The sequence below is a fragment of the Oceanobacillus sp. J11TS1 genome (genome assembly GCF_018333215.1).
GTDB lineage: Bacteria > Bacillota > Bacilli > Bacillales > Amphibacillaceae > Oceanobacillus.
On record NZ_BORO01000032.1, the window covers coordinates 12,220 to 38,430 of the forward strand.

Here is a 26,211-nt window from a genome sequence, read left to right on the forward strand (position 1 = left end):
ATCTTTTAACCTATTTAAAAACGGCTGAGACAAAAGTGTTTTCATCCAGCATATTCCGAACATCATTTGTGCGCATAACGGCTTCGGAAATATAAGCTGATTTCCCGCGGGAGTCTAAGTATATTTCCTATGTTCTACTAGCATATTGTTCGGCTGCTGGACGGTAAACTTTCTTTTTGTCCCAGCCTCTTCTGGAGAGTACTATATTGCTTTTAATGTTTCTTTTAAGCTTTCATAAACGGTGTACCAGTTATCTTGATTATCACGATAGGATTTAGAAATAAACAAATGCATTTGTTTTTGCTTTTCCTCAAAGTCACTAGTATCTTTTGGAGGAAGCTTCGCGCGTGCTTCGTCTATATAGGCCTGGATGCTTGCGGCTCTTGGGCCCCATTTGGCAACTTCATTTCCTTCTATGTCAATAAAGATAATGATAGGGATAGATCTCGCTGTTCCGTTTGTTAAGTATTGATCCATTAATTCCAGATTATCATCACGCAATAATGCTCTTACAGGCATATTTGCGGCCTCGGATATTTTTAGAAGAATAGGCAGGTTTAACATCGCATCACCACACCAGTCTTCTGTGAGAACAATGGCCCTTAAGTTCTTGTTCTTGATTTCTTCAAAAAAACTTTCATCCGCTGGTAATGAAAAGTTATCATATATGTGTAATAACCCCTCTTTATTTACTTCCATGGATTCAATATATTCGTCGGGGTCCATTCCCTTGTTATACCAATTATTTAATGACATTTATATCCCTCATTTCAATTATTTGATATAGTAAGTGTACCCCCTTCTGTGAAATTGGTAAACAAAAGTATATCGTAAGCGGAAGGATGAAATAATAGGAGGCTATAGCATGGCAGATACACAATATGATGTTTTAATGGATCTACTTAACACGCCTTCTCCATCAAGTATGGAAATGGCTATTCAAAAGAAATGGATAAATCATGTCAAAAATTATGCCGATGAAATTAGAACAGATCATGTCGGCAATGCTATCGCAGTGTTAAATCCTGAGGCGCCATTCAAAGTTCTTTTAGCAGGTCATTGTGATGAGATCGGTTTAATCATTCAGCGTATAGATGATCGCGGTTTCTTGTATTTTGAAAAAATGGGTGGAATTAATCCGAAAGCGGCTGTTGGTATGCGCGTGACCGTGCTGGGTTATCAAGAAACATTTACAGGCGTCATTGGTGTCAACGCACAACATCACGGCGGGATTAAAGGCGATTTCGATGTGGACGACTTGTATATTGATTGCGGATTCCAATCGAAAGAAGAAGCACTTAAAAAAGTCCAAGTCGGTGATCTTTGTGTGTTTAAAACCGAGCCGGAAATTTTACAGGAACGATATATTTCTGCCAGAGGCCTTGATAATCGCACGGGCTCCTTTATCGTTGCTGAAGTGATTCGCAAGCTCTCTGAAAAAAATCTATCTATTGGTGTTTATGGTGCAAGCACAGTTAATGAAGAGACAAATATGGGCGGGGCTTACTTTGCTGCAGCAGGAGTAGAGCCAACATTTGCGATTGCTGTGGACGTTACCTTTGCAACGGATTACCCAAATGTAAATACGAAAAAACAAGTTGAAGTTCATTTGGAAGGAGGTCCTGTTTTAGCAAAAGGAGCACCAATTCATCGTAAAATCAATCAATGGCTGGAAAAAGCTGCAAAAGAAAAATCAATTCCTTTACAATATGAATTAACACCTCGAACGACTGGGACCGACGCTGATAAGATGCGTTATACGGGCAAAGGAGTGCCTGTTGCGTTAGTGTCTTTGCCGCTTAGATATATGCATTCGCCTGTAGAGACAGTTAGCAAGAAGGATATTGATAAGGAAATTGAATTAATCGTAACCATGCTTGAGAACTTATCAGGTAATGAAGACTTGAATCCGCTGCATGATGAATAAAACAGAAAAGACACGCCCATTTAGAAATAGGTGAGAATTTTTTCTTGTCAAATGTTTAAGCTGTGTTATAATGGAATAAATAAATATTCGATTCCAATCTTCGGGGCAGGGTGTAATTCCCGACCGGCGGAAATAGTCCGCGAGCTGTACTTCGGTGCAGTTGATCTGGTGAAATTCCAGAACCGACAGTAATAGTCTGGATGGGAGAAGATGTCGAGCTTGTTTTTAATCGTACGCATGCATTTTGCGTATCTATTTAGCGATGACTCAAACCCTAAAGCCCTATTTGCTTTAGGGTTTTTTAGTTTGCTAAATAAAAAAGTATCGAACCTTCATCACGAGTTGGAATCGAAAAAATGATGGAGGAGGTAAGCTGATGCAAAAAAGGAAAAAAAATCAGCTGTTAAAGTTAATTATTCTTGCTTTATTAAGTACCATTTCGTTAGTCTTATTCTTTCTTAATTTTCCGTTGCCATTTCTACCAACACCTTATTTAAAAGTGGATTTCAGTGATGTGCCTGCATTAATAGCATCGTTGATATTCTCTCCAATGGCAGGAGTGCTTGTGGTTGGATTTAAAAACCTGTTATACTTAGCTGTTTCAGGGTCTGGAGAACCAATTGGCGTGTTATCCAACTTTATTGCAGGATTGATGATCGTTTTACCGGTTTCCATGATTTATCATCGGGTCAAAGGGTTAAAAGGTCTCATTACTGGTTTAGTAGCTGGTACTGTGATTATGGCAGTAGGTATGAGCATATTAAATTACTATTTTATCCTGCCGGCTTACGGTTGGTTTATGGGATGGGAAATGTCGGAGCAAATGAAACGTATAGCCGTCGTCGGCGGTGTATTGCCATTTAACCTTATCAAAGGAGTATTTATTGGCATTTTGTTTATTCCATTATTCACGAAGCTGCAAAGCTGGATTCAGCAGCAGCGGACTCGATTTATATAAAATGAAATTCTTTGGGGCATTTTCCGTTAGATGAAAAATCCCATAAAAAGCAGAGACTTGTTTTTAAAGTCTCTGCTTTTTATGTGTTTGTTTATATTTTAAGCTTCTTCAACAAGAATTCTTGCAGTGGGCATGGCTTCCAGTCTATCTTTTGGAATAGGCTTACCGGATTTTTCACTGATTCCGTACGTACCGTCTTCTATCCGCGCTAGAGCATCTTCAATCTCGTCCAGTTCCTCTTGACGCATCTGCTCAAGACCAGCATCCCGCTGTTGCTCAAACTGCTGTGTTCCTAAATCAGCTGGATGATTATTTACCGTTGCAAGTTCTCCTTCTTGATCCGTTTCGACTTCTGTGCTTCCTTCCGCTTCTTTCTTCATTTCTAAAAGTTTTTTCTTAAAAAAAGCTAAATCTTCTTTGGTTAAATGTTCAGCTGGCATGGTTATATGTCATCCTTTCTTAATCAGAATACATATGCATGCTTTACAATAATCCGGAAATTAATAAAGAGAGACCTAAGAGCAAGCCGTATATTGTATTGGTTTTCCCGGTTTTTTTCATAGCTGGCATCATCTCAATAGCTTGTGTTTTTCCTTGAAATGCTTTTATTACACCGATAGCTGGAAAGACACTCAATAAAGTAAGGAAAGACCACACCGGAAGAATGCCTGTGAGAATAAGTATAATTGTTATTAAAAAAGCAACTACAAATAAAATCCCAAGCAGTATAATAGAATTTGGTCGGCCAATAAGCACGGCAATGGTTTTTCTTCCCCCTCTTTCATCTCCATCGCGATCCCGGATATTGTTTGCAAAGTTAATGCATCCGATAAATATAGTGATTGGAATGGAAATCCAAATCATTTCCATAGTAATAGAAGAGGTTTGAATATAATAAGTGATCCCAATAATAACCGATCCCATCAGCACTCCAGAGAATAATTCGCCAAAAGGAGTATAGGAAATCGGAATAGGGCCTCCAGTATATAAATAACCGATTGCCATGCAAACTAAACCAATAATTGCAATCCACCAACTGGATTCGATACAAATATAAATTCCAATAAAGACGGAAATGGCGTAAAAAAGAAATGCGATATTCCGAATTCGTTTTGGGTGCATTCCGTCACGGACGATAGATCCGCCAATTCCGACAGATTGATCATTATCTAATCCGCGTACAAAATCATAGTACTCATTAAACATATTAGTAGCAGCTTGTATAAGTAAAGATGCAATCATCATAGCAAAAAATAGCAGCCAATCGATAGTGCCTTCATTAAAAGCAATCATCGTTCCAATAAAAACAGGAACAAAGGATGCAGTTAATGTATGTGGGCGAATTAATCGCCACCACTTATGAAATCCTTCTCGTTCGTTCAATAATTCTTTTATATCAGACGAATCATTTGTAGTCATTGCCTGCTCCTCCTAAAAAACAATATCGTATTTATTTTAGATAAGTGCTATGAGCGTGTCAAACCTCTTTCACAATATTAGAAAGTAAAAGAGGAAAAAGCGTTGAATTCTATTGGTTCAATAGCGTTTTTAACTTTCCTTTGCAGTATGGAATATCCATTGCAATAAAAGTAGTTATCGACAGAAAATTAGAAAAGAAGAACAGATTTGAATCAATTAGAAGGCTTTTCTTGAGAAAGTAGAGAAAAAGGCATAAAATAGGAAGGGATTATTAAATACCCGTCCTATAATATGGAGGTTTATCATAATGATTGAAGTGAAAGAAAAACAGTTTACAGTAGAGTTAGAAGCGGCTGTACAGTCCGTTCAAACAGAACAAAAAGATAAACTGTTTAGTTATACTGAAAAAATAAAACCAGTTAATTTATATAAATTTCTAGAGAAAGCAAGTTCCTTAGAACTTAATCGAACATTTTGGTCGAGTGCGACAGAAGATTTTCAACTAGCAGGAGCTGGGCATTCTTTTGAACTATCTACGGAGGCATCTGGTCATCGCTACGATAAAGTAGAGAATGATTGGAATGCCTTATTAAATGATGCTATCATCTATAATCCATATCAAGTATCTGGAACTGGCGTCGTTGCACTTGGCGGATTTTCATTTGATCCGTTAAAGCCTCAGACAACGTTATGGAAAAACTTCCCAAGCAGCCATTTCTCTATTCCGAGTTATGTTTTAACGCATGCAGAAGGTACTTACTACCTGACGATAAATCGTTATATTCGTTCAGATGAAGCTTATCCAGCTATATTGAGGGAGTTACAAAATAATCGCAAAGCACTGATCGAGGATAGGGATAAATCAGAAGAAACGAATCATTTGCGCGTGAAGCGTAAACAAGAGATTGCACCTGATTTATGGAAGGAAACAATTAAAAAAGCTACGGACGTCATGAGCAGGACCACCATTGATAAAATAGTGCTGGCAAGAGAGGTTCGTTTGTATTTTGATCAGCCGGCAAAGATTCCCGCCATTTTAAAACGCCTCGCAGCTACACAGCCCAATACCTACGTGTTTGCTTATGAAATGGGAACAGATTGCTTTGTTGGTGCAACCCCAGAGCGTCTTGTAAAAGTGAAAGATGATGAAGTACTGTCAACTTGTTTGGCTGGTACAGCACCGCGTGGAACGACAATGAAGGAAGATGAACAAATAGCAAGAAATCTTTTTGAAGATCCAAAGAACCGTCAGGAGCATGATTATGTCGTACAAATGATCCGCAGCACCATGGATGCATACTGCACGAATGTAGAGGTTCCGAGTGAGCCGGTTGTTCATCAATATCAGACATTGCAACATTTATATACGCCGGTACGTGCGAAATTAAAAGCAAATCATCGCATCATTTCCATTATTAGCGGATTGCATCCAACACCTGCACTCGGAGGAACGCCAAGACAAGATGCATTAGCATTTATTCGTGATAATGAATTATTGGATCGGGGCTGGTATGGAGCGCCTATTGGCTGGATGGACAGTAACAACCATGGGGAGTTTGCTGTAGCCCTGCGTTCTGCGCTTATTCAGAAGGATGAAGCTTCTCTTTTTGCCGGTTGTGGAATTGTGGAAGATTCTATTCCGGAGAGTGAATATGAAGAAACCAATATTAAGTTAATGCCGATGTTATCTGTTTTAGGAGTGGATTAGAGTGATGAATTACACGGAAAGTTTAACGCGATATACTGCAAATTTTGTAGATGAACTAGTGAAAAACGGAATGACAGATGTAGTGATTTCTCCAGGCTCTCGGTCTACTCCTTTGGCACTTGTCTTTTCGGAGCATCCATCTATAAAAGAATGGATTGTGATTGATGAACGTTCAGCTGGATTTTTTGCACTAGGACTAGCTAAGAAGACAAATCGTCCTGTTGCTTTAGTATGCACTTCGGGAACTGCTGCTGCGAATTACTATCCAGCCGTTGTGGAAGCATTTTATAGCAGGGTGCCATTACTTGTCATGACAGCGGATCGCCCGCATGAATTACGTCAAGTAGGCGCACCGCAGGCAATTGAACAAATCAAGATATACGGAGACTATGTCAAATGGTTTCATGAAATGGCAATCCCTGAAGGAACGGATGTGATGTTGCGATACGCCCGGCAAAAAGCAGCGCAGGCTTTTGCTTATACAGAACAAGGAAATAAGGGGCCTGTTCAGGTGAACTTTCCATTTCGGGAGCCACTTACTCCAGATTTTACGCTTTCTGATATTTGGAGCACAACAAGTGATATGAAAACATCTGGCGTCAGCAGGGTGGAAGGGATGAAGCATTTAGCGGATGAGCATGTAAAAGAATTGATAACCCTTCTTGCATCTTCTCAAAAAGGGTTAATTGTATGCGGCCCGCAGACAGATAGAAATTTTGCAGAGCATGTATGTCAGTTAGCACAGCATTGGAATATTCCTATCTTAGCAGACCCTCTTTCCCAAATTCGGACAGGTGCGCATCATAAAGAGCATGTGATAGAAGGCTATGATGCTTTCTTAAGAGATGCAGAAATTCGTAAAAAGCTTCAGGCGGATTATATTATTCGGTTTGGAGCAATGCCGGTATCCAAAGCATATTTATTCTTTATAAAAGAACAACGTAATACTCCTCAATTCGTGGTAGAGGAGCATGAAGGCTTCCGCGACCCGTCCGGGAATGATACAGTCTATATTTATGCGGATCCGAAGCAGCTATGCGAGCAGCTGACAAATAATACATCAGATAAAGTTGACAGCGCTGATTGGCTCAGCGAGTGGCAGAAATATAATCAAATCGCCAAGCATCATTTATTAGCCGGGGAAGAAGAACAAATTACGGAAGGGGAAGCTGTTCGGGGTATAGCAGAAATAATTCCGGATGAATCAGTCCTGTATGTTGGGAACAGTATGGCTGTCCGCGATGTCGATAGCTTTTTTATGGCATCTTCTAAAAATGTTCCAATCCTATGTAATCGTGGTGCGAATGGAATTGATGGTGTCATTTCCAGTGCTGTTGGAGCAGCTGCAAGCGGAGAGCGGGTTACCCTGCTGATTGGCGACTTATCCTTTTTCCATGATATGAATGGCTTACTGGCTGCAAAACAATATCAATTGCCTATAACCATTGTGTTGGTAAATAATAATGGCGGAGGAATTTTCTCTTTCCTTCCGCAAGCGAATGATAAGAAACATTTTGAAGCGCTCTTTGGTACACCGGTTGATCTGTCTTTTGAAAAGGTTGGGGATTTATACGGCGCTGATTATAAGCTTGTCTCCACAGAAGGTGCATTAAAAACACAATTAAAGCAAAGCTATCAACAACCTGGTGTATCTATTATTGAAGTGCGTACAGATCGAGATGAAAATGCTATATGGCATCGGGAAAAGTGGGATCAGATTATGACCGAAATCAAAGAGGGTTGGCAATGGGCGTAGACGGCTTGCAATATGAAATCATTGGTAAGGGTGAGCCGGTTCTGTTTTTACATGGCTTTACTGGAACGCGTGAAACATGGAAAGAAGTTTGCTCCTATTTGACGGATTATCAATGTATTCTAGTTGATTTACCTGGTCATGGAAAATCAACTAGAAAAATTTCTTCGATGAAAGATTGTTGTTCGTTGATTGCGGATTTATTAGATGAATTGGAAATTAAAAAGACACATATCGTTGGGTATTCCATGGGAGGCAGAACAGCATTAAGCTTTGCCATTTATTATCCCGACTATATAGCTTCGCTTTTGCTAGAGAGTGCATCGCCGGGATTAAAAGAGGAAGCTGCCCGTTCTGAACGAAGAGAAAAGGACGAGCAGCTTGCAGGGTATATTTTGGAACGTGGTATTGAGGAATTCGTGAATTATTGGCAGGATCTTCCTCTATTTGCTAGCCAAAAAAAACTGCAAGATGCATTACAAAGAAAAATCAGGGAAGAACGTCTTTCTCAGGATGAAAAAGGATTAGCGATGTCTCTGCAGGCAATGGGAACAGGGGCTCAGGCCTCATGGTGGAATCATTTGGCGCAGTTAACGCATCGAACTTTATTAATTGCTGGAGAATTGGATGAAAAGTTTGTTATGATAAATAAGGCAATGCAAAAAGAACTTCCTCAAGCTGACTTTGTTATCTGCCCCAAAGTGGGCCATGCAGTTCACGTGGAAAATCCACGAAAGTTTGGTAAAATAGTAGATGTGTTCCTAAATAAAAATATTACTAGATAAGCCTTGTGCTTGAAAGGAGTCTTTAAACATGTCAGTTGAATGGCAAAAAGTAAGGAACTTTGAAGAAATTATTTATGAAAAATATAACGGGATTGCAAAAGTAACGATTAACCGACCAGAAAAACGTAATGCATTTACCCCGCTTACGGTAAATGAAATGATTGCTGCTTTCACAGATGCAAGAGATGATTCTTCTATTGGTGTTATTATTCTTGCTGGAGAAGGCGATAAAGCGTTCTGTTCTGGTGGAGATCAGACAGTTCGCGGTCATGGCGGCTATGTTGGCGGCGATGAAGTACCCCGCTTAAATGTACTTGACTTACAACGCTTAATCCGTACCATTCCGAAACCAGTCATTGCAATGGTATCAGGCTACGCAATTGGCGGGGGTCACGTGCTTCATGTGGTTTGTGACTTAACCATTGCTGCAGACAATGCTATCTTTGGACAAACTGGACCAAAAGTGGGCAGCTTTGATGCTGGTTACGGTGCAGGTTATTTAGCTCGTCTCGTTGGCCATAAGCGTGCACGTGAAATTTGGTACCTATGTCGTCAATATAATGCGGAAGAAGCATATGAGATGGGATTAGTAAATACAGTTGTCCCTCTAGAAAAACTAGAGGAAGAAACATTGCAATGGTGCGAAGAAATTTTAGAAAAATCTCCAATGGCATTACGTTTCCTAAAAGCCTCTTTCAACGCAGATACAGACGGCTTAGCAGGTTTACAACAACTTGGCGGAGACGCAACCCTTCTTTACTATACAACAGACGAAGCGAAAGAAGGAAGAGATGCTTTCAAAGAGAAAAGGAAACCGGACTTCAAACAATTCCCTAGATTCCCTTAAGCCGGGGAGGCCGCTTTATGAGGGCCGGGTAGATGTTTGGGATAAAGTGAAACTTCCTTCAGTGGGGTTTTCTTTCATCCCTCACTGAAGGTTAGTTGAACTAATCGGGCCGTTACTGGCTGTTAGATCTCCCACTTAGAAATATAATTTTTTACTCATTTCTTGAAGTGGGAGTCTTACAAAAGCCCTTCGATGGGACGAGTAATCGCAGTGGTTTTCGGTGGGACGAGTAATCGCAGTCCCAGTCCCAGTCCCAGTCCCAGCCAGTTACACTGCGACAAAATATTTATGGAAGAAACCTTTGCTTAACATATAAGCAAAGGTTTCTTTTCAAGCTATACGATTTATAGGAGGAAATATAACATGACCACAGTAATCCCCCATTGGTTAACCAAACAAGAAAACCTATCCCCAAATGAAATTGCAATCGAATTACCGGATGGTACAATGCTGACTTTTCAACAATTAGCTAATAATAGCAGACAAAAAGCAAAACAGCTTGCTGCATTACATGTTAAAAAAGGAGACCATATTGCTATTCTTTCAGCAAATTGTGTGGATATGGCAGAAACGATTCATGCGTGCAGTTATATGGAAGCGGTAGTCGTTTTATTAAATACCAGGTTAACAGCAACGGAATGCAGGCAGCAAATAGAGGATGCAAATGTTACTTTAGTCATTACCGAAGATACAAAACAAGAGAAAATAAGTGATGTTCAGCAAATAAGTTATGCGGAATTAAATGACTTACCTGCAGCTAAGGATATAAAATTGGCTGAAGAGATCGATTTATCCAACGTGTTCACGATGATGTTCACTTCTGGTACAACGGGTTTTCCAAAGGCTGTACAGCATACATATGGAAATCATTGGTGGAGTGCCACGAGTTCCGCATTGAATTTAGGCTTACATCGGGACGATAAATGGCTTATTCCTTTACCGCTTTTTCATGTAAGTGGGCTATCTACGATGTTGAAAAGCGTTATTTATGGCATGCCTATTTATTTAATGGAAAAGTTTGATGTTCATCTCATACATGACGCAATTATGAATAAGAAAGTAACCATTGCTTCTGTTGTAACGGTAATGCTGCAACGTCTATTAAAATATTTAGGAGATGAAAGATATCCAGAAGCCTTCCGTTGTATGCTATTAGGCGGCGGACCTGCGCCAGAATCATTGTTATTGGAGACAAAGGAAAAACTAATTCCCGTTTTTCAATCCTATGGTATGACAGAAACGGCGTCCCAAATCGTTACGCTCAGCCCGAGGGACGCGCTTGAAAAAATTGGTTCAGCGGGAAAACCGCTCTTTCCAGCACAACTAAAGATTTCAACGAATCAACCAAATGAAATTGGCGAAATTCTTGTGAAGGGGCCTATGGTAACGCCTGGTTATTATCGACGAAAGGATGCAAACGAAAAATCGTTTAACGAGGGTTGGTTATCCACTGGAGATATAGGTTACCTGGATGAAGAAGGATTCTTATATGTGGTAGATCGCAGAAGTGATTTAATCATCTCAGGCGGTGAAAATATATATCCATCCGAGATAGAAAATGCCCTGCTGCAAATAAAGGGGATCCAAGAGGCCGGTGTAACTGGATGGCAGCATCGTGAATGGGGAGAGGTTCCCATTGCATTTATTGTAGCCAATCAAGATATAGATATAACAAAAGAATTTGTTCATACAAGTTTGAAGGAAAGGTTAGCAAGCTACAAGCTGCCAAAGGAATATCATTTTATGGATCAGCTTCCAAGAAATGCAGCTAATAAGTTAGTTCGCCATGAGTTAAAACGTATTCGGAAGGAAATAAAATAAATCGGTAAAACACGCCTGAACAAGTTATTGGCGTGTTTTTTCTTTATGTTTAAAATCATCTTTTTTTGGAAGATTAAAAAGAAGAGGTGATTTTAATGGACAAACAAAAATATTTTATCAGTGTGGGACAAGGTGAAATTTCCCGAATTCCTTTCCAAGGCAACGATGATTTTATTATTTATGCTACACAGGAAGAGGTTTTAATGCTGCGCAGAAAATTTGAAGGACTCCATGAGGCTAGTTTTGATACCTACAAACGTTCCCATCTGCCTTTTATTCCTTACCATCTGGATACGGCGAATGATGTATATGATGAAACCATCGCGGATGTCTATCGAATGTTATACGATTTAGGAGACGAACAGACGAGGAATCATATCCAGACAATGGGAATATTAGATGAAATATAATAGGTGTAAATGAGGGGACTGCCCCTATAGAAGTGCCAGTCAGCAAGATTTTTTTAAGGAGATTTGCGCTCAAATCCCTATCTTTTCAACCCTATATTGGATGAAAAGGTAAACGCATTACGTCATAATCGATAAGATAGTTCTTTAGTAGGTATGTTTAGGTGATATAATAAAAAGGGTACAGGATAAATAGAGAATAATCAAAAAATGAGTTCATCTAGTTTGAGAAAACGGATTTTTAGATTAATGCTGGAAACATAGATAACGAGAGGGAGAGTGCTGACGGTGAGAAAGCTCGCTTTAATTTTTTGTTTTACGATGATGATTGCAATCATTTTCTCTATCACTGTACCTAAAGAAGCTGTTGTGCAGAGCGGAAATCAAACCAATGCAGCTGTTGCAGAGACAGAAGAATTACAACCAAGTAAAGAAGAAGTCATTAAAGTGATGAATGGTTTATTAGACACCTTAAAACAAGAAGCAGATGATTCCTATAAGCTGCAAAACTACGCTGCGAAACAAGAACTTTTAGATGCATTTGAATCATATGTTACACCAGAATTAGCGGAAGAATTTGTTGATTATTATTTCCGGATAGAAGCAGATGGTGTTTATGTGATTCCAACCCATACAATGCCATGGTTTCAAGAAGAAAATGAATATGATATGATAAATACATCGAATCAATCTGTGCAAATCGTACAGGAAAATGAAAATGACATGGTAGGAAGTTACACCCTTGTAGTGGAGATGACACTTCAAAACGGCTGGAAAATTCAAGATATAGGCTATAAGTGATGACACCACCGTGAGAAAGTAGTGGAAGAAGTGAACGTGTTTAAAGATTATTATAATAATAAGGTACAACTATCTTTTTTAGATCATCCATTTTCGAAAAAACCAAAGCATGTATGGGTTATTTGCAGATATAAAGATAAATGGCTATTGACAGATCATAAGGAGAGAGGGATTGAGTTTCCTGGCGGGAAGGTAGAGCCTGGTGAGTCTGCAGATCAAGCAGCCGTTCGCGAAGTAATGGAAGAAACAGGAGCAACGATTCAAAAGCTTTACTATATCGGTCAATATAAAGTGGACGGGCGTCATGATACCGTGGTTAAGAACGTTTATTTTGCTGAAATTAATGCACTTCAGCCTCAATCTACCTATTATGAAACAAAGGGCCCTGTACTGCTTAAAAAAATACCGGCAAACGTAAAAAGAAAAAACAACTTTAGTTTTATTATGAAGGATGCCGTATTAGAATCCTGTATGCTTCGAATTAAGAAATCGTATGTGTAAAGAGCAGGCAGCAACCAGCTGTCTGCTCTTTCCTATTTTCTTATCAGCATCTGTTCTATTTTTTCTACGGTTTTGTACATAATTGCTGCGAGAATAGCGATAATGACGAGGCTGGACATAACAAGTGTAAAATCAAATACTTGGAAGCCATAAATAATTAAATAACCTAAACCTTGTTTGGAAACTAAATATTCTCCAACAATAACCCCTACCCAAGAAAGTCCGACATTTACCTTTAACGTGGAGATAATGGCAGGTAAGGAAGCTGGAAAGACGGCTTCTTTAAAGCATTGCCATTTTGTTGCTTCAAAGCTGCGTAATACTTTTAAATAATTTTGGTCGACTTCATGAAAAGCTGCAAAGACGACGAGGGTCGTGACGATTACAGAAATAATAAATCCCATTGCGATAATGGATAAATAACCAGGACCGAGGGCTACAATAAGTATTGGACCAAGCGCAACTTTGGGCATTGCGTTAAAGACAACCAAATAAGGATCCATTACTTTTGCAAATCGATGAAAACTCCAAAGCATGGATGCAATTACAATCCCGGCAATGGTACCGATTAAAAAACCGAGGATTGTTTCTAATAAAGTAACCTGAATATGACCAAGTAACGAACCTTGCACCAGCCGATCCCATATCGAGATAAAAACACGGCTGGGCGAGCTGAATAGCAGCGGGTCAATCCAATATAATCTGCTAGCCACTTCCCAAAATGCGAAGAATAAAACGAGAATGGAAAGCTGCCAAGTCAGCACAATTTTTGCTTCTCTTCTTAGTTTTTGCTGGTAGGCTGCAAATAATTTAGGACCGTTCATGATTCATTCTCCTCTAAAGGGTTTACCGTTTGATTCTGTTGATTTAAATCTGCCCAAATCTTATCAAAGAGCCGCCCATATTTTGGATGCTTTCGTACCAGAAAAGGGGATTCGTCTCGCAATTCAACTGGTACCTCATACATTTTTGCAACTCTGCCAGGGTGAGAAGACATTAAAATAATTCGATCACTCATGGAAATAGCTTCCCCGATATCATGAGTAACCAATACGGCTGTTTTTTGATAAGCTTTTAGCAAATCAGACACAAGTACTTCAAGTTTTAATTTTGTTTGGAAGTCGAGAGCGGAAAAGGGTTCATCGAGTAAGAGTATTTCTGGCTCCGTGATAAGCGTCCGTATTAATGCTGCGCGCTGCCGCATTCCTCCCGATAATTCGCTTGGATATTTCTCAGCAACATTTTCTAAACCAACCTCTTTTAAAAGAGAAATTGCTTTTTGCTTTAATTCACCAGTTTGCCTTTTTCTAATTTTAGGTCCGATTAATACGTTATCGATAATCGTTTTCCAAGGAAATAAATAATCTTGCTGCAGCATATAACCGATTTCTATATCGCTTATCTCCATTTTTTCTCCGTTTATTAAAATCTCTCCTTCAGCAGGTTGAAGCATCCCAGAGATGAGGGAGAGTAATGTCGACTTTCCGCAGCCGCTTGGTCCCAGTAAGGAAACGAATTCATTTTTCCTGACAAAAAAAGAAATATTGTGTAATGCCTCTGTATATTGCTTTTTGGAGAAGTAATAATGAGATACTCGATCTAATGTAAGGTAAGACATCGTTACCCTCCTTTATTCTTGGATGATTTTCTCGGCATAATCTGTATTAACGAGATCTTCATATGGTGCTTCAGCCGGGAGTTCACCTGCTTCATCCATAATATTTTTTAAATTTTCCCATGCCTCTTCCTCCAGCAGCGGGGATGTTGCATAGGACCCTTGTTGTTTATAGCGATCAATTGCATTTGCAAGCATTTCAACATCTGTATCTTCAAAGTAAGGTTCTACCACCTTTGCAATTTCTAATGAATCTGTTTCTTGGACCCACTGCTGTGCCTTATAAATGGCTCTTGTAAAAGCTTCTACAGTTTCTTCCTCTTCCTCTAAAAAGCTTTGCTTTGCCATAAAAACAGTGTAGGGCACTTTGCCAGATTCTTCACCAAAAGAGGCAACGATATGTCCCTGGCCATTTGCTTCGAAAATACTGGCAGTTGGTTCAAATAACTGAACATATTCATAGTCACCACTGGCAAAAGCGCCTGGAATGTTCGCAAAATCAATATTTTGAACTAAATTTAAGTCTTCTTGCGGTTGAATATGATGTTGTTTCAACACATACTCCCCAACCATCTGTGGCATACCGCCTACACGCTGTCCGAGAAAATGACTATCACGTAGATCATCCCACTTGAAGTCTTCATCTGCTTCTTTTGCTACTAGAAATGTTCCATCTGTCTGAGTCAGTTGCGCAAAATTTACAGCATAGTCTCGAGAATCCTGAGCGTAGACATAAATAGAGGTTTCTGAACCAACAAGGGCAATATCTGCGCTATCAGATAAAAGTGCAGTCATTGTAGTATCTCCGCCCCAAGTCGTTTGTAAGTCCACCTCAAGTCCTTCTTCTTCAAAAAAACCTTTCTCCAATGCAACGTATTGTGGTGCATAAAAAATAGAACGCGTTACTTCTGCAAGCTTTATTTTTGTCACTTTATCTTGACCGCAAGCACTGATTAGAAGAAGAGAACTTATTAATAAAATGAAACAAGAAAGTTTTCTCATCATATCTTCCTTTCTCAAATACTGTTCTTTCGATATCCTCTATAAATATATGATTGGCAGGTTGATTGTGTGAATGCCTATATAAGGAGAAGTAAGGAGGTGAGGAGATATATGAAGGCACAAAGCGTTAAACTAGTCTTTTCCAGACATACAAAAAAAGAGCAAACTCGTTTGTGGAGTTTACCCTTTAGGAATGCTGTTTATTATGGTCTATACGTTGGTCCAGCTTGTCGAATGGATTCTGTTACTTCGGTGAATTTCTCGAAATTTGTATGGAATTTAGCAGCCAGTTTTTTCGCTTCTAGTTCATAACTTTCTTTATCATCCCAAGCATTTTTTGGTACTAGTACTTCATCTGGAACGCCTGGAATCGATTTTGGAATAGCTAATCCAAAAATTTCATCGGTTGTTGTTTCGATGGTGTTCAGCTCACCAATCAAAGCGGAATGGACCATTGCACGCGTATAGGAAAGCTTCATTCTGTTTCCAACACCATAAGCGCCACCTGTCCAGCCGGTATTGATCAGAAATACATTTGCATCAAACTTATCGATTTTTTCCCCGAGCATTTCCGCATAAACAGACGGATTTAATGGTAAAAACGGAGAACCAAAGCATGCCGAGAATGTCGCAACAGGTTTTGTTACACCTCGTTCTGTGCCAGCCAGCTTACTCGTATAGCCGCTTAAGAAATGATACATCGCTTGTTCTTTTGTTAGTTTACTAATCGGCGGTAGGGTTCCTGATGCATCTGCTGTCAAGAAAATAATGGTATTTGGATGGCCGGCTACACTTGGCTCTAAACTATTATCAATATTTGCTAATGGATAGGCAGCACGCGTATTCTCTGTCAAAGAGGTGTCATCATAATTTGGCTCCCTGGTTTCTTCATCCAGAGCTACATTTTCTAAGACAGATCCATAACGAATCGCATCAAAAATTTGCGGCTCCTTTTCTGCGGATAAATTGATGCATTTTGCGTAGCAGCCCCCTTCTATATTGAATACGCCTTCATCACTCCAGCCATGCTCATCATCGCCAATCAATTTTCTGTCAGAATCTGCCGAAAGCGTTGTCTTTCCTGTTCCAGATAAACCGAAAAATAAAGCGACATCTCCCTCTTTTCCTACATTGGAAGAGCAATGCATGGATAGGACATCCTGCTGCGGCAGAAGGAAATTGATTACAGAGAAGATGGATTTCTTTATCTCACCTGCGTATTCTGTTCCCCCAATCAAAACAATGCGTTGTTCAAAAGAAATTAGAATAAATGTTTCTGAGTTTGTTCCGTCTACTTCTGGATCGGCTTTAAATCCAGGTGCGGAAATAACGGTGAAATCTGCTTCATGTAATTTCTCCATCTCTTTTTCAATTGGAATAAATAATTGTCTTGCAAATAAATTATGCCAAGCATATTCATTAATAACTTGGATAGGGAGTTTGTATTTTTCAGCTGCACCAGCATATGCCTGAAGGTGAAAAATTTCCTCTTTCCTATCTAAATATGCAATGACTTTGTCAAGCAGTCGATTGAATTTACTTTCTTCAATGGGGCGATTCACTTTTCCCCAGTCTACTTTATCTGCTGTTAAGGAGTCTTGCACAATGAATTTATCCTCTGGAGAGCGTCCAGTATATTTTCCTGTTGTAGCCCGGACAGCGCCAGTAGACGTTAGTTTTGCTTCGTGACGATTAATAATTTTTTCGATGAGTTGACCTACAGAATTGTTGCTGTGAATATTTGTTGAAGTGAATTCCTCCAAAATACTTCTCCGCAATGTTTTCATAAGACAATCATTCACTCCTTTTAATGATATAGATTTCGGCTTAATGTCTCAAATATGTTTATTAGTATAACACATTAAATCAAATAGTCCATACTAATTTATGAAAAATAATTTTTTATGCTACAAATAGCCTTAGGGTTGACAGGAGGGCTTTGTTTCGTTAATCTAATTGATGAACGGATACTCTTATTCAGAGATGGTGGAGGGACAGACCCGATGAAGCCCAGCAACCTCACTTTGTGTGAAAGGTGCTAACCTGATGCAAGGATCATTCCTTGAACAATAAGAGCGAAAGGCCAATATGTTTCCCTTTCCTCATGCTATTGAAGGAGAGGTTTTTTTGTTTTTTAGGCGATTTTTTGCTTTAAAAAAGCTTAAATAGAGACGAAGCCACATTGGTGGAATGATAAATTAACATTGAAATAGAGTTCCGTAACATACATGGAAAAGGGGAGTTAGCCTTATGGCTGCAAATCGTCGTTTATTTACTTCAGAATCAGTTACTGAAGGGCATCCGGATAAGATGTCTGACCAAATTTCAGATGCTATTCTTGATGAGATTATATCAAAAGATCCAAATGCCAGGGTAGCGTGTGAAACAACAGTTACAACAGGGATTGTTTTAGTTGCTGGAGAGATTTCTACAAGTACATATGTAGATATTCCTGCAATTGTTCGTAAAACAGTGAAGAGTATTGGATATACGCGAGCAAAATATGGTTTTGATTCAGAAACGTGTGCTGTGCTTACTGCTATCGATGAGCAATCACCTGATATTGCCGGCGGGGTGGATCGGGCATTAGGAGCAAGACAGGGACAAGACAGTGATGAAGAAATTGAGGCAATTGGAGCTGGAGACCAAGGATTAATGTTTGGGTATGCTTGTAATGAAACGGAGGAACTTATGCCGTTACCCATCTCTTTAGCGCATCGTTTATCTAGAAGATTAGCAGACGTTCGTAAAGAGGAAATCATTGATTACTTGCGACCTGATGGAAAGACACAGGTAACTGTAGAATATGATGAAAATGATCAGCCGGTACGCGTGGATACCATTGTTATTTCTACGCAGCATCATCCGGAAGTAACGAACGAACAGATTGAAGCAGATATCATTAAGCATGTTGTGGAAGCTGTCGTTCCAAATGAATTATTAGATGAAAAAACAAAATACTTTATTAATCCGACAGGCCGCTTTGTATTAGGTGGACCACAAGGTGATGTAGGTCTGACAGGCAGAAAAATCATTGTTGACACATATGGCGGTTATGCAAGACATGGCGGCGGCGCCTTTAGTGGAAAAGATGCCACCAAAGTCGATCGTTCTGCAGCTTATGCAGCACGTTATGTTGCTAAAAATATTGTGGCAGCCGGGCTGGCAGATTCATGTGAAGTTCAACTGGCGTATGCAATTGGCGTCGCAGAGCCGGTATCCATTTCGATTAATACATTCGGTTCGGGTGAAGTAAGTGAAGAAAGATTAGTGGAAGCAGTACGAGAACTATTTGACCTGCGACCTGCCGGTATTATTCGCATGCTGGATTTAAGAAGACCCATATTCAAAAACACTGCTGCTTATGGCCATTTTGGACGTGTTGATATTACTTTCCCATGGGAGAAAACAGATAAGGTTGAAGAACTAAAGGCTTTAACTGCAAAATAAAAAATGTCAGGTACTTGCGGGTACCTGGCATTTTTTATTGGTGTATAAATATAGGTGCCTTTTTGTTAACGATTACTCCTAGATACTGGTTAAGTGAATGATTTATCGATACCCATGGACGTCTCTTTTAAATAATATTGTCCTTTTTCAACATAGGACGTGCGGATACGCTCCATTTCTTGGTAGTCCTTTTCTGTTAATTCCCGAACCACTTTAGCTGGTCTTCCCATCGCTAATGTTCTAGGGGGGATTTTTTTCCCTGGAGGTACGAGACTCCCAGCGCCGATAAATGCATGCTCGCCAATTTCAGCGCCGTCTAAAATAATAGATCCCATACCGATGAGGGCATGATGACGAATTGTTGCTGAGTGTAAGGTTACTTGATGTCCAACTGTAATATCATGTTCAAGAATTAAAGGTAAATCAGGACTTTGGTGAAGCATAGAAAGATCTTGAATGTTTGTGCGTTTACCAATTTTTGTTGGGGCTACGTCTCCTCGAATAACTGTATGAAACCAAACACTAGCCTCTTCTTCAATGGTTACATCTCCATTAATTACAGCATTTTTAGCAATGAATGCAGTAGGATCAATAGAAGGGGAGATGCCTTTATAAGAATCAATCATATGTATTCCTCCAACCAATAATGATGACTACAGTATATCAGAGGGGATATTATCTGAAAAGAAGCACGAATATGAGATGGTGGAGCTTGTGAAAGTGAAATGGAGGGAGTAGTTGTTTTTTCTGTTATTTACTTTTGCATCATTTCTCGTTTTTATTGGTTTTGGACGTCTTCTATAGGCATATCTTCTGCTCAGTTCATTACATATGAACAATAAGTTCGAAAAAAATTTACTTCTTTATAACCTCTACAGCTGCTGCTCTTTTTATGGTAGAATAGATAAGCTAGTTACTTAATGGTAGCAAGAAGCAAATCGATAAAGGCTATTTTCAGCCATCCTACGTGAAATGTTTAACAAATTTTACCGTTAGGATGTGCAGCTGTTGTTCTAGTCTCGGGATATGTAATTGTATGAATCTCTTTTATCGCAGAATGACGGTTATAGGAATCAGACAGTTATAATTTTAGTTCTGGGAAGAGTAACGTTTCATTTATTCTTAAGGGAACTGATTTATCGTTAAAAATGGGGTTGTACATTCATGTTAATTCAAGTGATTATAGGAATTTTATTTTTTATTGGTGTCTATATACTGATTAGTGACGAGCAGAAATGGCTGCAAATGGTAACGTCTTGCTATTTTATTTTGGTAACCATTATTTTTGTAATTGGATATATCAATCTGTTAAATAGTATACAAAGTCCTGAACTAGGAGATATTTCTACGTTGCAGGATTGGGTGTATTTGTTTGGATATTTATACTCAGTCCCACTAATGATTGTATCAGCGTATATTTGGGTTCCGTATCCGAAAAAATATGAGACATTAAAGGCTCGAGTTTCTATGATTTCTATTATTCTATTTATTATTATGACGGTTGGGCATTTCTTAAATTTATTTTTCCGTGTGTTGTTTTTTGGGGTTGCCTAATTGTATGAAGTTGTTCCCGCATAGAGGCCTGAGCCTATATTGTTTGGGAGTAATATGAATAGAACCTTCTTTTCTCGGGGATTATTTGTGAGACAAGCAGGTTCTTAACTGTAAAAAAGAAACGTTCCTTTTCATTTAGGAGCGTTTCTTTTTTTCAATGGCAATTATGAATGGAGCCTGGTTTTGCTGATTGATAAAACTGTACTGAAGTACTTGATATTCCTTTTGATTTAATTGGGAAGTATAAGAAAGAACAGCTTCTTTTTCTTCTTCACCGCCAGGATGTCCATAATATATAACTAAGATAACGAGACCATTTGTTTTTAACTTTTCTAATATCGCTTCTATTGCAGACACTGTCGAACGCGGTTTTGTAATAATTGATTTATCACTATTTGGTAAATATCCGAGATTGAAAATAGCTCCGCCGAAAACGTCTTCTTTAATAAATGTATGTATTTTTTCATGACTATCTTGAATAAGCGTTACATTATGACAGCCGTTTTCGGTAAGTTTTTGACTTGTTTTTTGAATAGCTTGCTCTTGAATGTCGAATCCATAAACTTTTCCTGAGGTTCCAACCGTCTTGCTTAAAAACAAGGTATCATGTCCATTTCCGCAGGTTGCGTCTATTGCCACGTCTCCTTCTTCAAGGCATTCTTTTAGCAGTGTGTGTGCATAACTTAAAATATTTAACAACATGTAACAATCTCCTTCTATATTTTTTCTTATACGGTACTTTAAAAATTTTACTCCCGCTATATACGTCCAAACATAAATTTGATACTTTCTAAGATGCAGTGATAGCAAGTAAATGGGTATATCCTATTTATTATACCAAGAAAATAGCTCAATGTTTATTAGAATTAGAGTGAAGAATATATAGGATTATTTATTTTAGTGTTTCCTATTTCATAAAGTTGTGTATACTAAAGATAGGATAAAATATTTGTCAGCTTGACATGAAAGATGTATTTCATTATAATTCCAATATCATAAACCGAAAGACGATGAAGAAGGATTAGTAATACGTTGTATCAGTTTTAGAGAAGCAGTGGGTGGTGAAAACTGTTACTGGTAAACATATGAACTCACCTTTTTAGTTTGCAGTAATGAAATGGAGTAGTTACTGTCGTTTCATCAACGTTATCGATGTCAAGCGAACGCTTCGGCGTTAATTTGGGTGGTACCGCGGGAATAATCAGGCTTCTCGTCCCTTTACTGGGATGAGTGGCTTTTTTTATACCTTATTTTAGGAGTACTGGATGATGAAACCAATTTTTAAGTGAATGAACCAAACGAAGTTACTAGAGGAAGGAAGGATTGCGATGAGCTTTCAACATCAGGAAATCGAGAAGAAGTGGCAAAATTATTGGAATGAAAATAAAACATTCAAAACAAATACATTTTCTAACAAAGAAAAATTCTACGCGCTTGATATGTTTCCTTATCCATCTGGTCAAGGCTTGCATGTTGGGCACCCAGAAGGATATACAGCGACAGATATTTTAGCAAGAATGAAAAGAATGCAGGGATATGAGGTTATGCACCCTATGGGATGGGATGCATTTGGACTTCCAGCGGAGCAATATGCGATTGATACGGGGAATAGTCCAAAAGAATTTACGGAAGCAAATATTCAAACCTTTAAGAGACAGATTAAAGAGCTAGGCTTTTCGTATGATTGGGACAGAGAGATCAATACAACAGATCCTAATTATTATAAATGGACACAGTGGATTTTTAAAAAACTTTACGAAAATGGTCTTGCTTATATGGATGAAGTGGCTGTCAACTGGTGTCCTGCTCTTGGAACTGTACTTGCTAATGAAGAAGTAATTGATGGTAAGAGTGAACGTGGAGGGCATCCAGTTGTACGGAAGCCAATGAAACAATGGATGCTTAAAATAACTGCTTATGCAGATCGTTTGCTATCTGATTTAGAAGAATTAGATTGGCCAGAAAGCCTGAAAGAAATGCAGCGTAATTGGATTGGGCGTTCAGAAGGTGCGGAAGTTACCTTTGAGATTGAAGGACATGATGAAAGTTTTACTGTATTTACTACTCGTCCGGACACATTGTTTGGAGCAACTTATGCAGTAATGGCACCTGAACATCCGTTTATTGACAAGATTACGACAGCTGATCAAAAAGAGTCTGTAGAAAACTATTTACATGAGGTACAAACAAAATCTGATTTAGAACGTACGGATCTTGCCAAAGAAAAAACCGGTGTATTTACTGGTGCTTACGCTATAAATCCTGTTAATGGGGAGAAAATGCCAATATGGGTAGCCGACTATGTGTTGATGAGTTATGGCAGCGGGGCAATTATGGCAGTTCCTGCTCATGATGAGCGTGACTATGCGTTCGCAAAAGTATTTGGCCTTCCTATTAAAGAAGTTGTTGCGGGTGGAAATATTGAAGAGGAAGCATATTCAGGAGACGGTCCGCATGTTAATTCAGGATTTTTAGATGGACTGGATAAAGACGAAGCTATTTCAAAAATGATTGATTGGCTAGAAACCAATGAAAAGGGTACAAAGAAGATTACGTATCGTTTGCGTGACTGGCTTTTTGCAAGACAACGTTATTGGGGCGAGCCTATTCCTATCATTCATTGGGAAGATGGAAGTATGTCAGCTGTTCCAGATGAAGAACTTCCACTAGAACTTCCGGAGATGACAGAGATTAAACCGTCTGGAACTGGAGAATCTCCACTTGCGAATAATGCAGATTGGGTAAATGTTGTTGATCCTGCTACAGGGATGAAAGGAAGAAGAGAAACCAATACGATGCCGCAATGGGCTGGTAGCTGCTGGTATTTCCTGCGTTATGTCGATCCCCATAATACTGAACAGCTAGCTGATCCAAAAGCATTAGAAGAATGGATGCCAATTGATATTTATATCGGTGGGGCAGAGCATGCGGTGCTTCATTTATTGTATGCTCGTTTCTGGCATAAATTCCTTTATGATATTGGTGTTGTCCCTACCAAAGAACCTTTCCAAAAATTATATAATCAAGGAATGATTCTTGGAGAAGGTAATGAGAAGATGAGTAAATCAAAAGGAAATGTTGTTAACCCAGATGATATTATTACGTCTCATGGTGCAGATACACTAAGACTATATGAAATGTTCATGGGACCATTGGATGCTTCCGTTGCCTGGTCTACAAATGGACTGGACGGATCTCGACGTTTCCTAGATCGTGTCTGGAGACTATATGTCAACGATGATAATTCTTTAACAGATAAAATAACAGATGATGCGGCAACTGAACTGGATAAGGTTTATCACGAAACCGTCAAAAAGGTAACAGAGGATTTCGAGAACCTTCATTTTAATACAGGAATCTCACAAATGATGGTATTTATCAATGAATGTTATAAAGCTAACTCGATTCCGAAAAATTATGCAGAAGGATTTATTAAACTTCTTTCTCCTGTTGCACCGCATATGTGTGAAGAGATTTGGCAAAAACTTGGCAATGAAGAGTCCATTAGTCATGCTGGATGGCCTGCTTATGATGAATCGAAGCTTGTGGAAGACGAAATAGAGGTAGTGTTGCAAGTTATGGGGAAAGTACGCGCCAAGCTAAGTGTTCCTGCAGGCACGACGAAAGATGAACTAGAGAAATTAGCATTAGGTGATGAAAGTATACAAAAATGGTTAGAAGGAAAAACAATCCGAAAAGTTATCGTTGTTCCAGATAAACTCGTTAATGTTGTAGCTAACTAATCAAATAAGAACTGCGCTTTTACCATAGAGAAATCCGGACTAAAATCAACATTCTTTCATTAGAACTTGATTTGGTCCGGATTTCTTTTTTTAATACCATCAGTATGGATTGTTTATGGAAACATAAATGGTTTTGCCTGGCGTGCTTTATATAGAAGCAAAAGATTCCTCTTAGTTGGAAGAGACCTCTAAACGAGGCAGTTCTGTTTTTAATGTTGTTTCTAGGAGAATCCATTTGTCTTTATCATAAACCCAACTTGATTCGACTGTTCCAATTCCATCTGCATGGTATGCCCCGCTAATTTGTTGAAGGCTTTTTAGCCCGATTTGATTTTCTTTTTCGAATTCAGTCACTTCAAAGAATGCAACAGGGTCAATCATTAAAGAAGTTGGTTCTAGCAGATTGCCTCGATCATCATATAATTTTAAGCGTAGATATTCTTCTTTTCGCCCCGAGACATCAAGGATGATGGGTGTTTCTTTTGGCAGTAATTGAATCGAGATACGAAAATTATCCATAAATTCTCCTTCAATGGGCTGATTTGTTGGAAGAGGAATTTCTATAAATTCGTCTTTTTCCCATTGATTTAGCTGCGAAGTATATAAACCTCCGCTTCCGCCTGTCGGACTTTGATAAAGGATATCAGCCACGCCGTTTTGTGTTAAATCAGCAAATTGCAGTTCGGGTTCATAGCCACCGCCGTAATTAATGCGCCATACTTTATCAGATGAGGGGCTTGTAATCTCTACCCAAATTTCTTGATAATAAGCACCATCTTCTGCAAATAGCTTTCCTTTTAACTCTAAGAGTTCTATTTCTCCATCGCCCGTAACGTCCTCTTCGTACGTATGAATAAGCGTTATATTATCTTGATTTGCCTCTGCAGGAGTGAAAAATAGAGCAAGAAATAATAAACTGATATAAGCCATCGTATCACCTTCTACTATAGAGTGAGTAAGTTTGGACTTAGTTTAATCAAACAAGTTGAATCCTATTCATTATCCATTTAATATGGTATGGAGAAAGAGATTGGAAGGAGATGAAAGACGGATGGAAGATATTAAAGAACTTTCTCCAGAAGAAGTAGATGCTATAAAGGAGAATGACAATATTCAACTGATTGATGTTAGAGAAGATGAAGAAGTAGCACAAGGTATGATTGAGAATTCCCTGCATATCCCTTTAGGAGATATACCTAATGAATATCAAAACTTGGATAAGGAAAAGGAATACGTTATAATTTGTCGTTCTGGTCGAAGAAGCTATAATGCAGCAGCTTTTCTACAAGACCAAGGATTTCAAGTGTCAAGTATGAGTGGCGGTATGTTAGACTGGCAAGGTGAAGTTATCATTAAATAAGTCCGCTTTCGCTAAAATATCAATATTACTGGTTTATTAAAGAATTTATTCCGTGGGGAAGAAGATAAATCCCGCGGAATATTATTCTGGTTGTGTCGAAACCAGCTATTTTTGAAAAGAATGATATAGCAATCTATAATTAAGTTGAAACATAGATGTGCGGCGTGCTGGTCGCAACTTCTTTTTCGCTGGAAATGAACGAATGCTACGTTCTTTTTTTCTATTAGTAGAAAGAGGTCGAAAACGGACATAAAACGAAGCAGCAATGAAAAAAAGAATTTGTCGAATAAGTGTTGACTTGAATTGTCGCCGGTGCTATAATAAATATCCAGTCAACAGTTGGTGCTTTTAAAAAAGACTTCATAAAAAAAGTTATTGACGAAAGATTGGATATGTGATATATTAATAAAGTCGCTAATTTGAGGTGGCAATGAAATTGCTCTTTGAAAACTGAACAAAACAACCAGTACGAAAGAAGAAAGACAACCTCGTTTTTCTTATTAAATAAGTCAGAAGTTGACTTCTGAAAGCTAAGAAACAAAAAACTTTTATAGAGAGTT

24 protein-coding genes, 2 riboswitches and 1 other annotated feature are annotated in these 26,211 nt (G+C 38.8%); of the genes, 14 read left to right on the forward strand and 10 right to left on the reverse strand.

The features are described from left to right. Nucleotides 1-201 precede the first annotated feature (201 nt). Nucleotides 202-756 carry a thioredoxin family protein gene (locus KI343_RS17445; protein WP_212927699.1) on the reverse strand — a complete coding sequence of 185 codons (555 nt, stop codon included), beginning with the start codon at nt 754-756 and terminating at the stop codon, nt 202-204. Between the two features lie 109 nt (nt 757-865). Here KI343_RS17445 and KI343_RS17450 point away from each other — a divergent pair, with 109 nt between their 5' ends. Both KI343_RS17450 and KI343_RS17455 read left to right on the forward strand, forming a co-directional pair. Further along, a complete protein-coding gene (locus tag KI343_RS17450; protein WP_212927700.1) occupies nt 866-1,927 on the forward strand; it encodes a M20/M25/M40 family metallo-hydrolase in 1,062 nt (353 codons plus the stop codon). Between the two features lie 92 nt (nt 1,928-2,019). Further along, nucleotides 2,020-2,143, forward strand: a riboswitch (FMN riboswitch). A gap of 160 nt (nt 2,144-2,303) precedes the next feature. Further along, on the forward strand, nt 2,304-2,885 hold the full coding sequence (locus KI343_RS17455; protein ID WP_212927701.1) for an ECF transporter S component: 582 nt from the start codon (nt 2,304-2,306) through the stop codon (nt 2,883-2,885). A gap of 98 nt (nt 2,886-2,983) precedes the next feature. Here the strand turns inward: KI343_RS17455 and KI343_RS17460 are convergent, their stop codons facing one another. Further along, a complete protein-coding gene (locus KI343_RS17460; protein ID WP_212927702.1) occupies nt 2,984-3,325 on the reverse strand; it encodes a TraR/DksA C4-type zinc finger protein in 342 nt (113 codons plus the stop codon). Between the two features lie 43 nt (nt 3,326-3,368). Beyond that, on the reverse strand, nt 3,369-4,304 hold the full coding sequence (locus KI343_RS17465; RefSeq protein ID WP_212927703.1) for a 1,4-dihydroxy-2-naphthoate polyprenyltransferase: 936 nt from the start codon (nt 4,302-4,304) through the stop codon (nt 3,369-3,371). A 307-nt stretch (nt 4,305-4,611) separates the two neighbouring features. Here KI343_RS17465 and KI343_RS17470 point away from each other — a divergent pair, with 307 nt between their 5' ends. The 8 genes from KI343_RS17470 (at nt 4,612) to ytkD (ending at nt 12,927) form a co-directional block, all read left to right on the forward strand. Further along, nucleotides 4,612-6,012, forward strand: a complete 1,401-nt coding sequence (locus KI343_RS17470) for an isochorismate synthase (RefSeq protein WP_212927704.1) — start codon at nt 4,612-4,614, stop codon at nt 6,010-6,012. Nucleotides 6,013-6,016: 4 nt separating this feature from the next. Beyond that, entirely contained in the window at nt 6,017-7,768 is a 1,752-nt protein-coding gene (gene menD / locus KI343_RS17475; RefSeq protein ID WP_212927722.1) for a 2-succinyl-5-enolpyruvyl-6-hydroxy-3-cyclohexene-1-carboxylic-acid synthase, read from the forward strand. Next, entirely contained in the window at nt 7,759-8,550 is a 792-nt protein-coding gene (gene menH, locus KI343_RS17480) for a 2-succinyl-6-hydroxy-2,4-cyclohexadiene-1-carboxylate synthase (RefSeq protein WP_212927705.1), read from the forward strand. Before menD ends, menH begins: the two co-directional genes overlap by 10 nt. A 28-nt stretch (nt 8,551-8,578) precedes the next feature. Then, a complete protein-coding gene (menB, locus tag KI343_RS17485) occupies nt 8,579-9,397 on the forward strand; it encodes a 1,4-dihydroxy-2-naphthoyl-CoA synthase (RefSeq protein WP_212927706.1) in 819 nt (272 codons plus the stop codon). A 363-nt stretch (nt 9,398-9,760) separates the two neighbouring features. Continuing rightward, complete coding sequence (locus tag KI343_RS17490; protein WP_212927707.1) at nt 9,761-11,218, forward strand: o-succinylbenzoate--CoA ligase; 1,458 nt, start codon at nt 9,761-9,763, stop codon at nt 11,216-11,218. Nucleotides 11,219-11,313: 95 nt separating this feature from the next. Continuing rightward, on the forward strand, nt 11,314-11,628 hold the full coding sequence (locus KI343_RS17495) for a hydrolase (RefSeq protein WP_212927708.1): 315 nt from the start codon (nt 11,314-11,316) through the stop codon (nt 11,626-11,628). A 285-nt stretch (nt 11,629-11,913) separates the two neighbouring features. After that, the gene (locus KI343_RS17500; protein WP_212927709.1) at nt 11,914-12,426 is read left to right on the forward strand and encodes a hypothetical protein; all 513 of its coding nucleotides are present in this window, start codon (nt 11,914-11,916) and stop codon (nt 12,424-12,426) included. Nucleotides 12,427-12,456: 30 nt separating this feature from the next. After that, complete coding sequence (gene ytkD / locus KI343_RS17505; protein ID WP_212927723.1) at nt 12,457-12,927, forward strand: RNA deprotection pyrophosphohydrolase; 471 nt, start codon at nt 12,457-12,459, stop codon at nt 12,925-12,927. A 32-nt stretch (nt 12,928-12,959) separates the two neighbouring features. Here the strand turns inward: ytkD and KI343_RS17510 are convergent, their stop codons facing one another. The 4 genes from KI343_RS17510 to pckA all read right to left on the reverse strand — a co-directional run bounded on the left by KI343_RS17510 (nt 12,960) and on the right by pckA (nt 17,331). Beyond that, nucleotides 12,960-13,751, reverse strand: coding sequence for an ABC transporter permease (locus tag KI343_RS17510; RefSeq protein WP_212927710.1), 792 nt, complete (start codon nt 13,749-13,751; stop codon nt 12,960-12,962). Beyond that, the gene (locus KI343_RS17515; RefSeq protein ID WP_212927711.1) at nt 13,748-14,545 is read right to left on the reverse strand and encodes an ABC transporter ATP-binding protein; all 798 of its coding nucleotides are present in this window, start codon (nt 14,543-14,545) and stop codon (nt 13,748-13,750) included. Before KI343_RS17515 ends, KI343_RS17510 begins: the two co-directional genes overlap by 4 nt. A 12-nt stretch (nt 14,546-14,557) precedes the next feature. Continuing rightward, nucleotides 14,558-15,544, reverse strand: coding sequence for an ABC transporter substrate-binding protein (locus KI343_RS17520; protein ID WP_212927712.1), 987 nt, complete (start codon nt 15,542-15,544; stop codon nt 14,558-14,560). 203 nt (nt 15,545-15,747) lie between these two features. Next, nucleotides 15,748-17,331: a phosphoenolpyruvate carboxykinase (ATP) gene (gene pckA, locus KI343_RS17525; protein WP_212927713.1), complete on the reverse strand. Its 1,584-nt coding sequence runs from the start codon at nt 17,329-17,331 to the stop codon at nt 15,748-15,750. Between the two features lie 183 nt (nt 17,332-17,514). Further along, a riboswitch (SAM riboswitch) is annotated at nt 17,515-17,620 on the forward strand. A gap of 174 nt (nt 17,621-17,794) precedes the next feature. Between pckA and metK the strand changes: the two genes are divergently transcribed. After that, entirely contained in the window at nt 17,795-18,994 is a 1,200-nt protein-coding gene (gene metK / locus KI343_RS17530; RefSeq protein ID WP_212927714.1) for a methionine adenosyltransferase, read from the forward strand. 89 nt (nt 18,995-19,083) lie between these two features. Here the strand turns inward: metK and KI343_RS17535 are convergent, their stop codons facing one another. Further along, entirely contained in the window at nt 19,084-19,620 is a 537-nt protein-coding gene (locus tag KI343_RS17535) for a gamma carbonic anhydrase (protein WP_212927715.1), read from the reverse strand. Nucleotides 19,621-20,158: 538 nt separating this feature from the next. On the opposite strand from KI343_RS17535, the gene KI343_RS17540 reads away from it, so the two are divergent. Further along, entirely contained in the window at nt 20,159-20,548 is a 390-nt protein-coding gene (locus KI343_RS17540) for a hypothetical protein (RefSeq protein WP_212927716.1), read from the forward strand. 135 nt (nt 20,549-20,683) lie between these two features. Here the strand turns inward: KI343_RS17540 and mnmM are convergent, their stop codons facing one another. Then, on the reverse strand, nt 20,684-21,250 hold the full coding sequence (mnmM, locus tag KI343_RS17545; protein WP_212927717.1) for a tRNA 5-(aminomethyl)-2-thiouridylate-methyltransferase MnmM: 567 nt from the start codon (nt 21,248-21,250) through the stop codon (nt 20,684-20,686). A gap of 299 nt (nt 21,251-21,549) precedes the next feature. After that, nucleotides 21,550-21,769 (forward strand) — a binding site (T-box leader). 107 nt (nt 21,770-21,876) lie between these two features. Here mnmM and leuS point away from each other — a divergent pair. Continuing rightward, nucleotides 21,877-24,291 carry a leucine--tRNA ligase gene (gene leuS / locus KI343_RS17550; protein WP_212927718.1) on the forward strand — a complete coding sequence of 805 codons (2,415 nt, stop codon included), beginning with the start codon at nt 21,877-21,879 and terminating at the stop codon, nt 24,289-24,291. A gap of 171 nt (nt 24,292-24,462) precedes the next feature. Here the strand turns inward: leuS and KI343_RS17555 are convergent, their stop codons facing one another. Further along, nucleotides 24,463-25,221: a hypothetical protein gene (locus tag KI343_RS17555; protein WP_212927719.1), complete on the reverse strand. Its 759-nt coding sequence runs from the start codon at nt 25,219-25,221 to the stop codon at nt 24,463-24,465. Between the two features lie 121 nt (nt 25,222-25,342). Here KI343_RS17555 and KI343_RS17560 point away from each other — a divergent pair, with 121 nt between their 5' ends. Then, nucleotides 25,343-25,651, forward strand: a complete 309-nt coding sequence (locus tag KI343_RS17560) for a rhodanese-like domain-containing protein (RefSeq protein ID WP_212927720.1) — start codon at nt 25,343-25,345, stop codon at nt 25,649-25,651. Nucleotides 25,652-26,211: the final 560 nt, after the last annotated feature.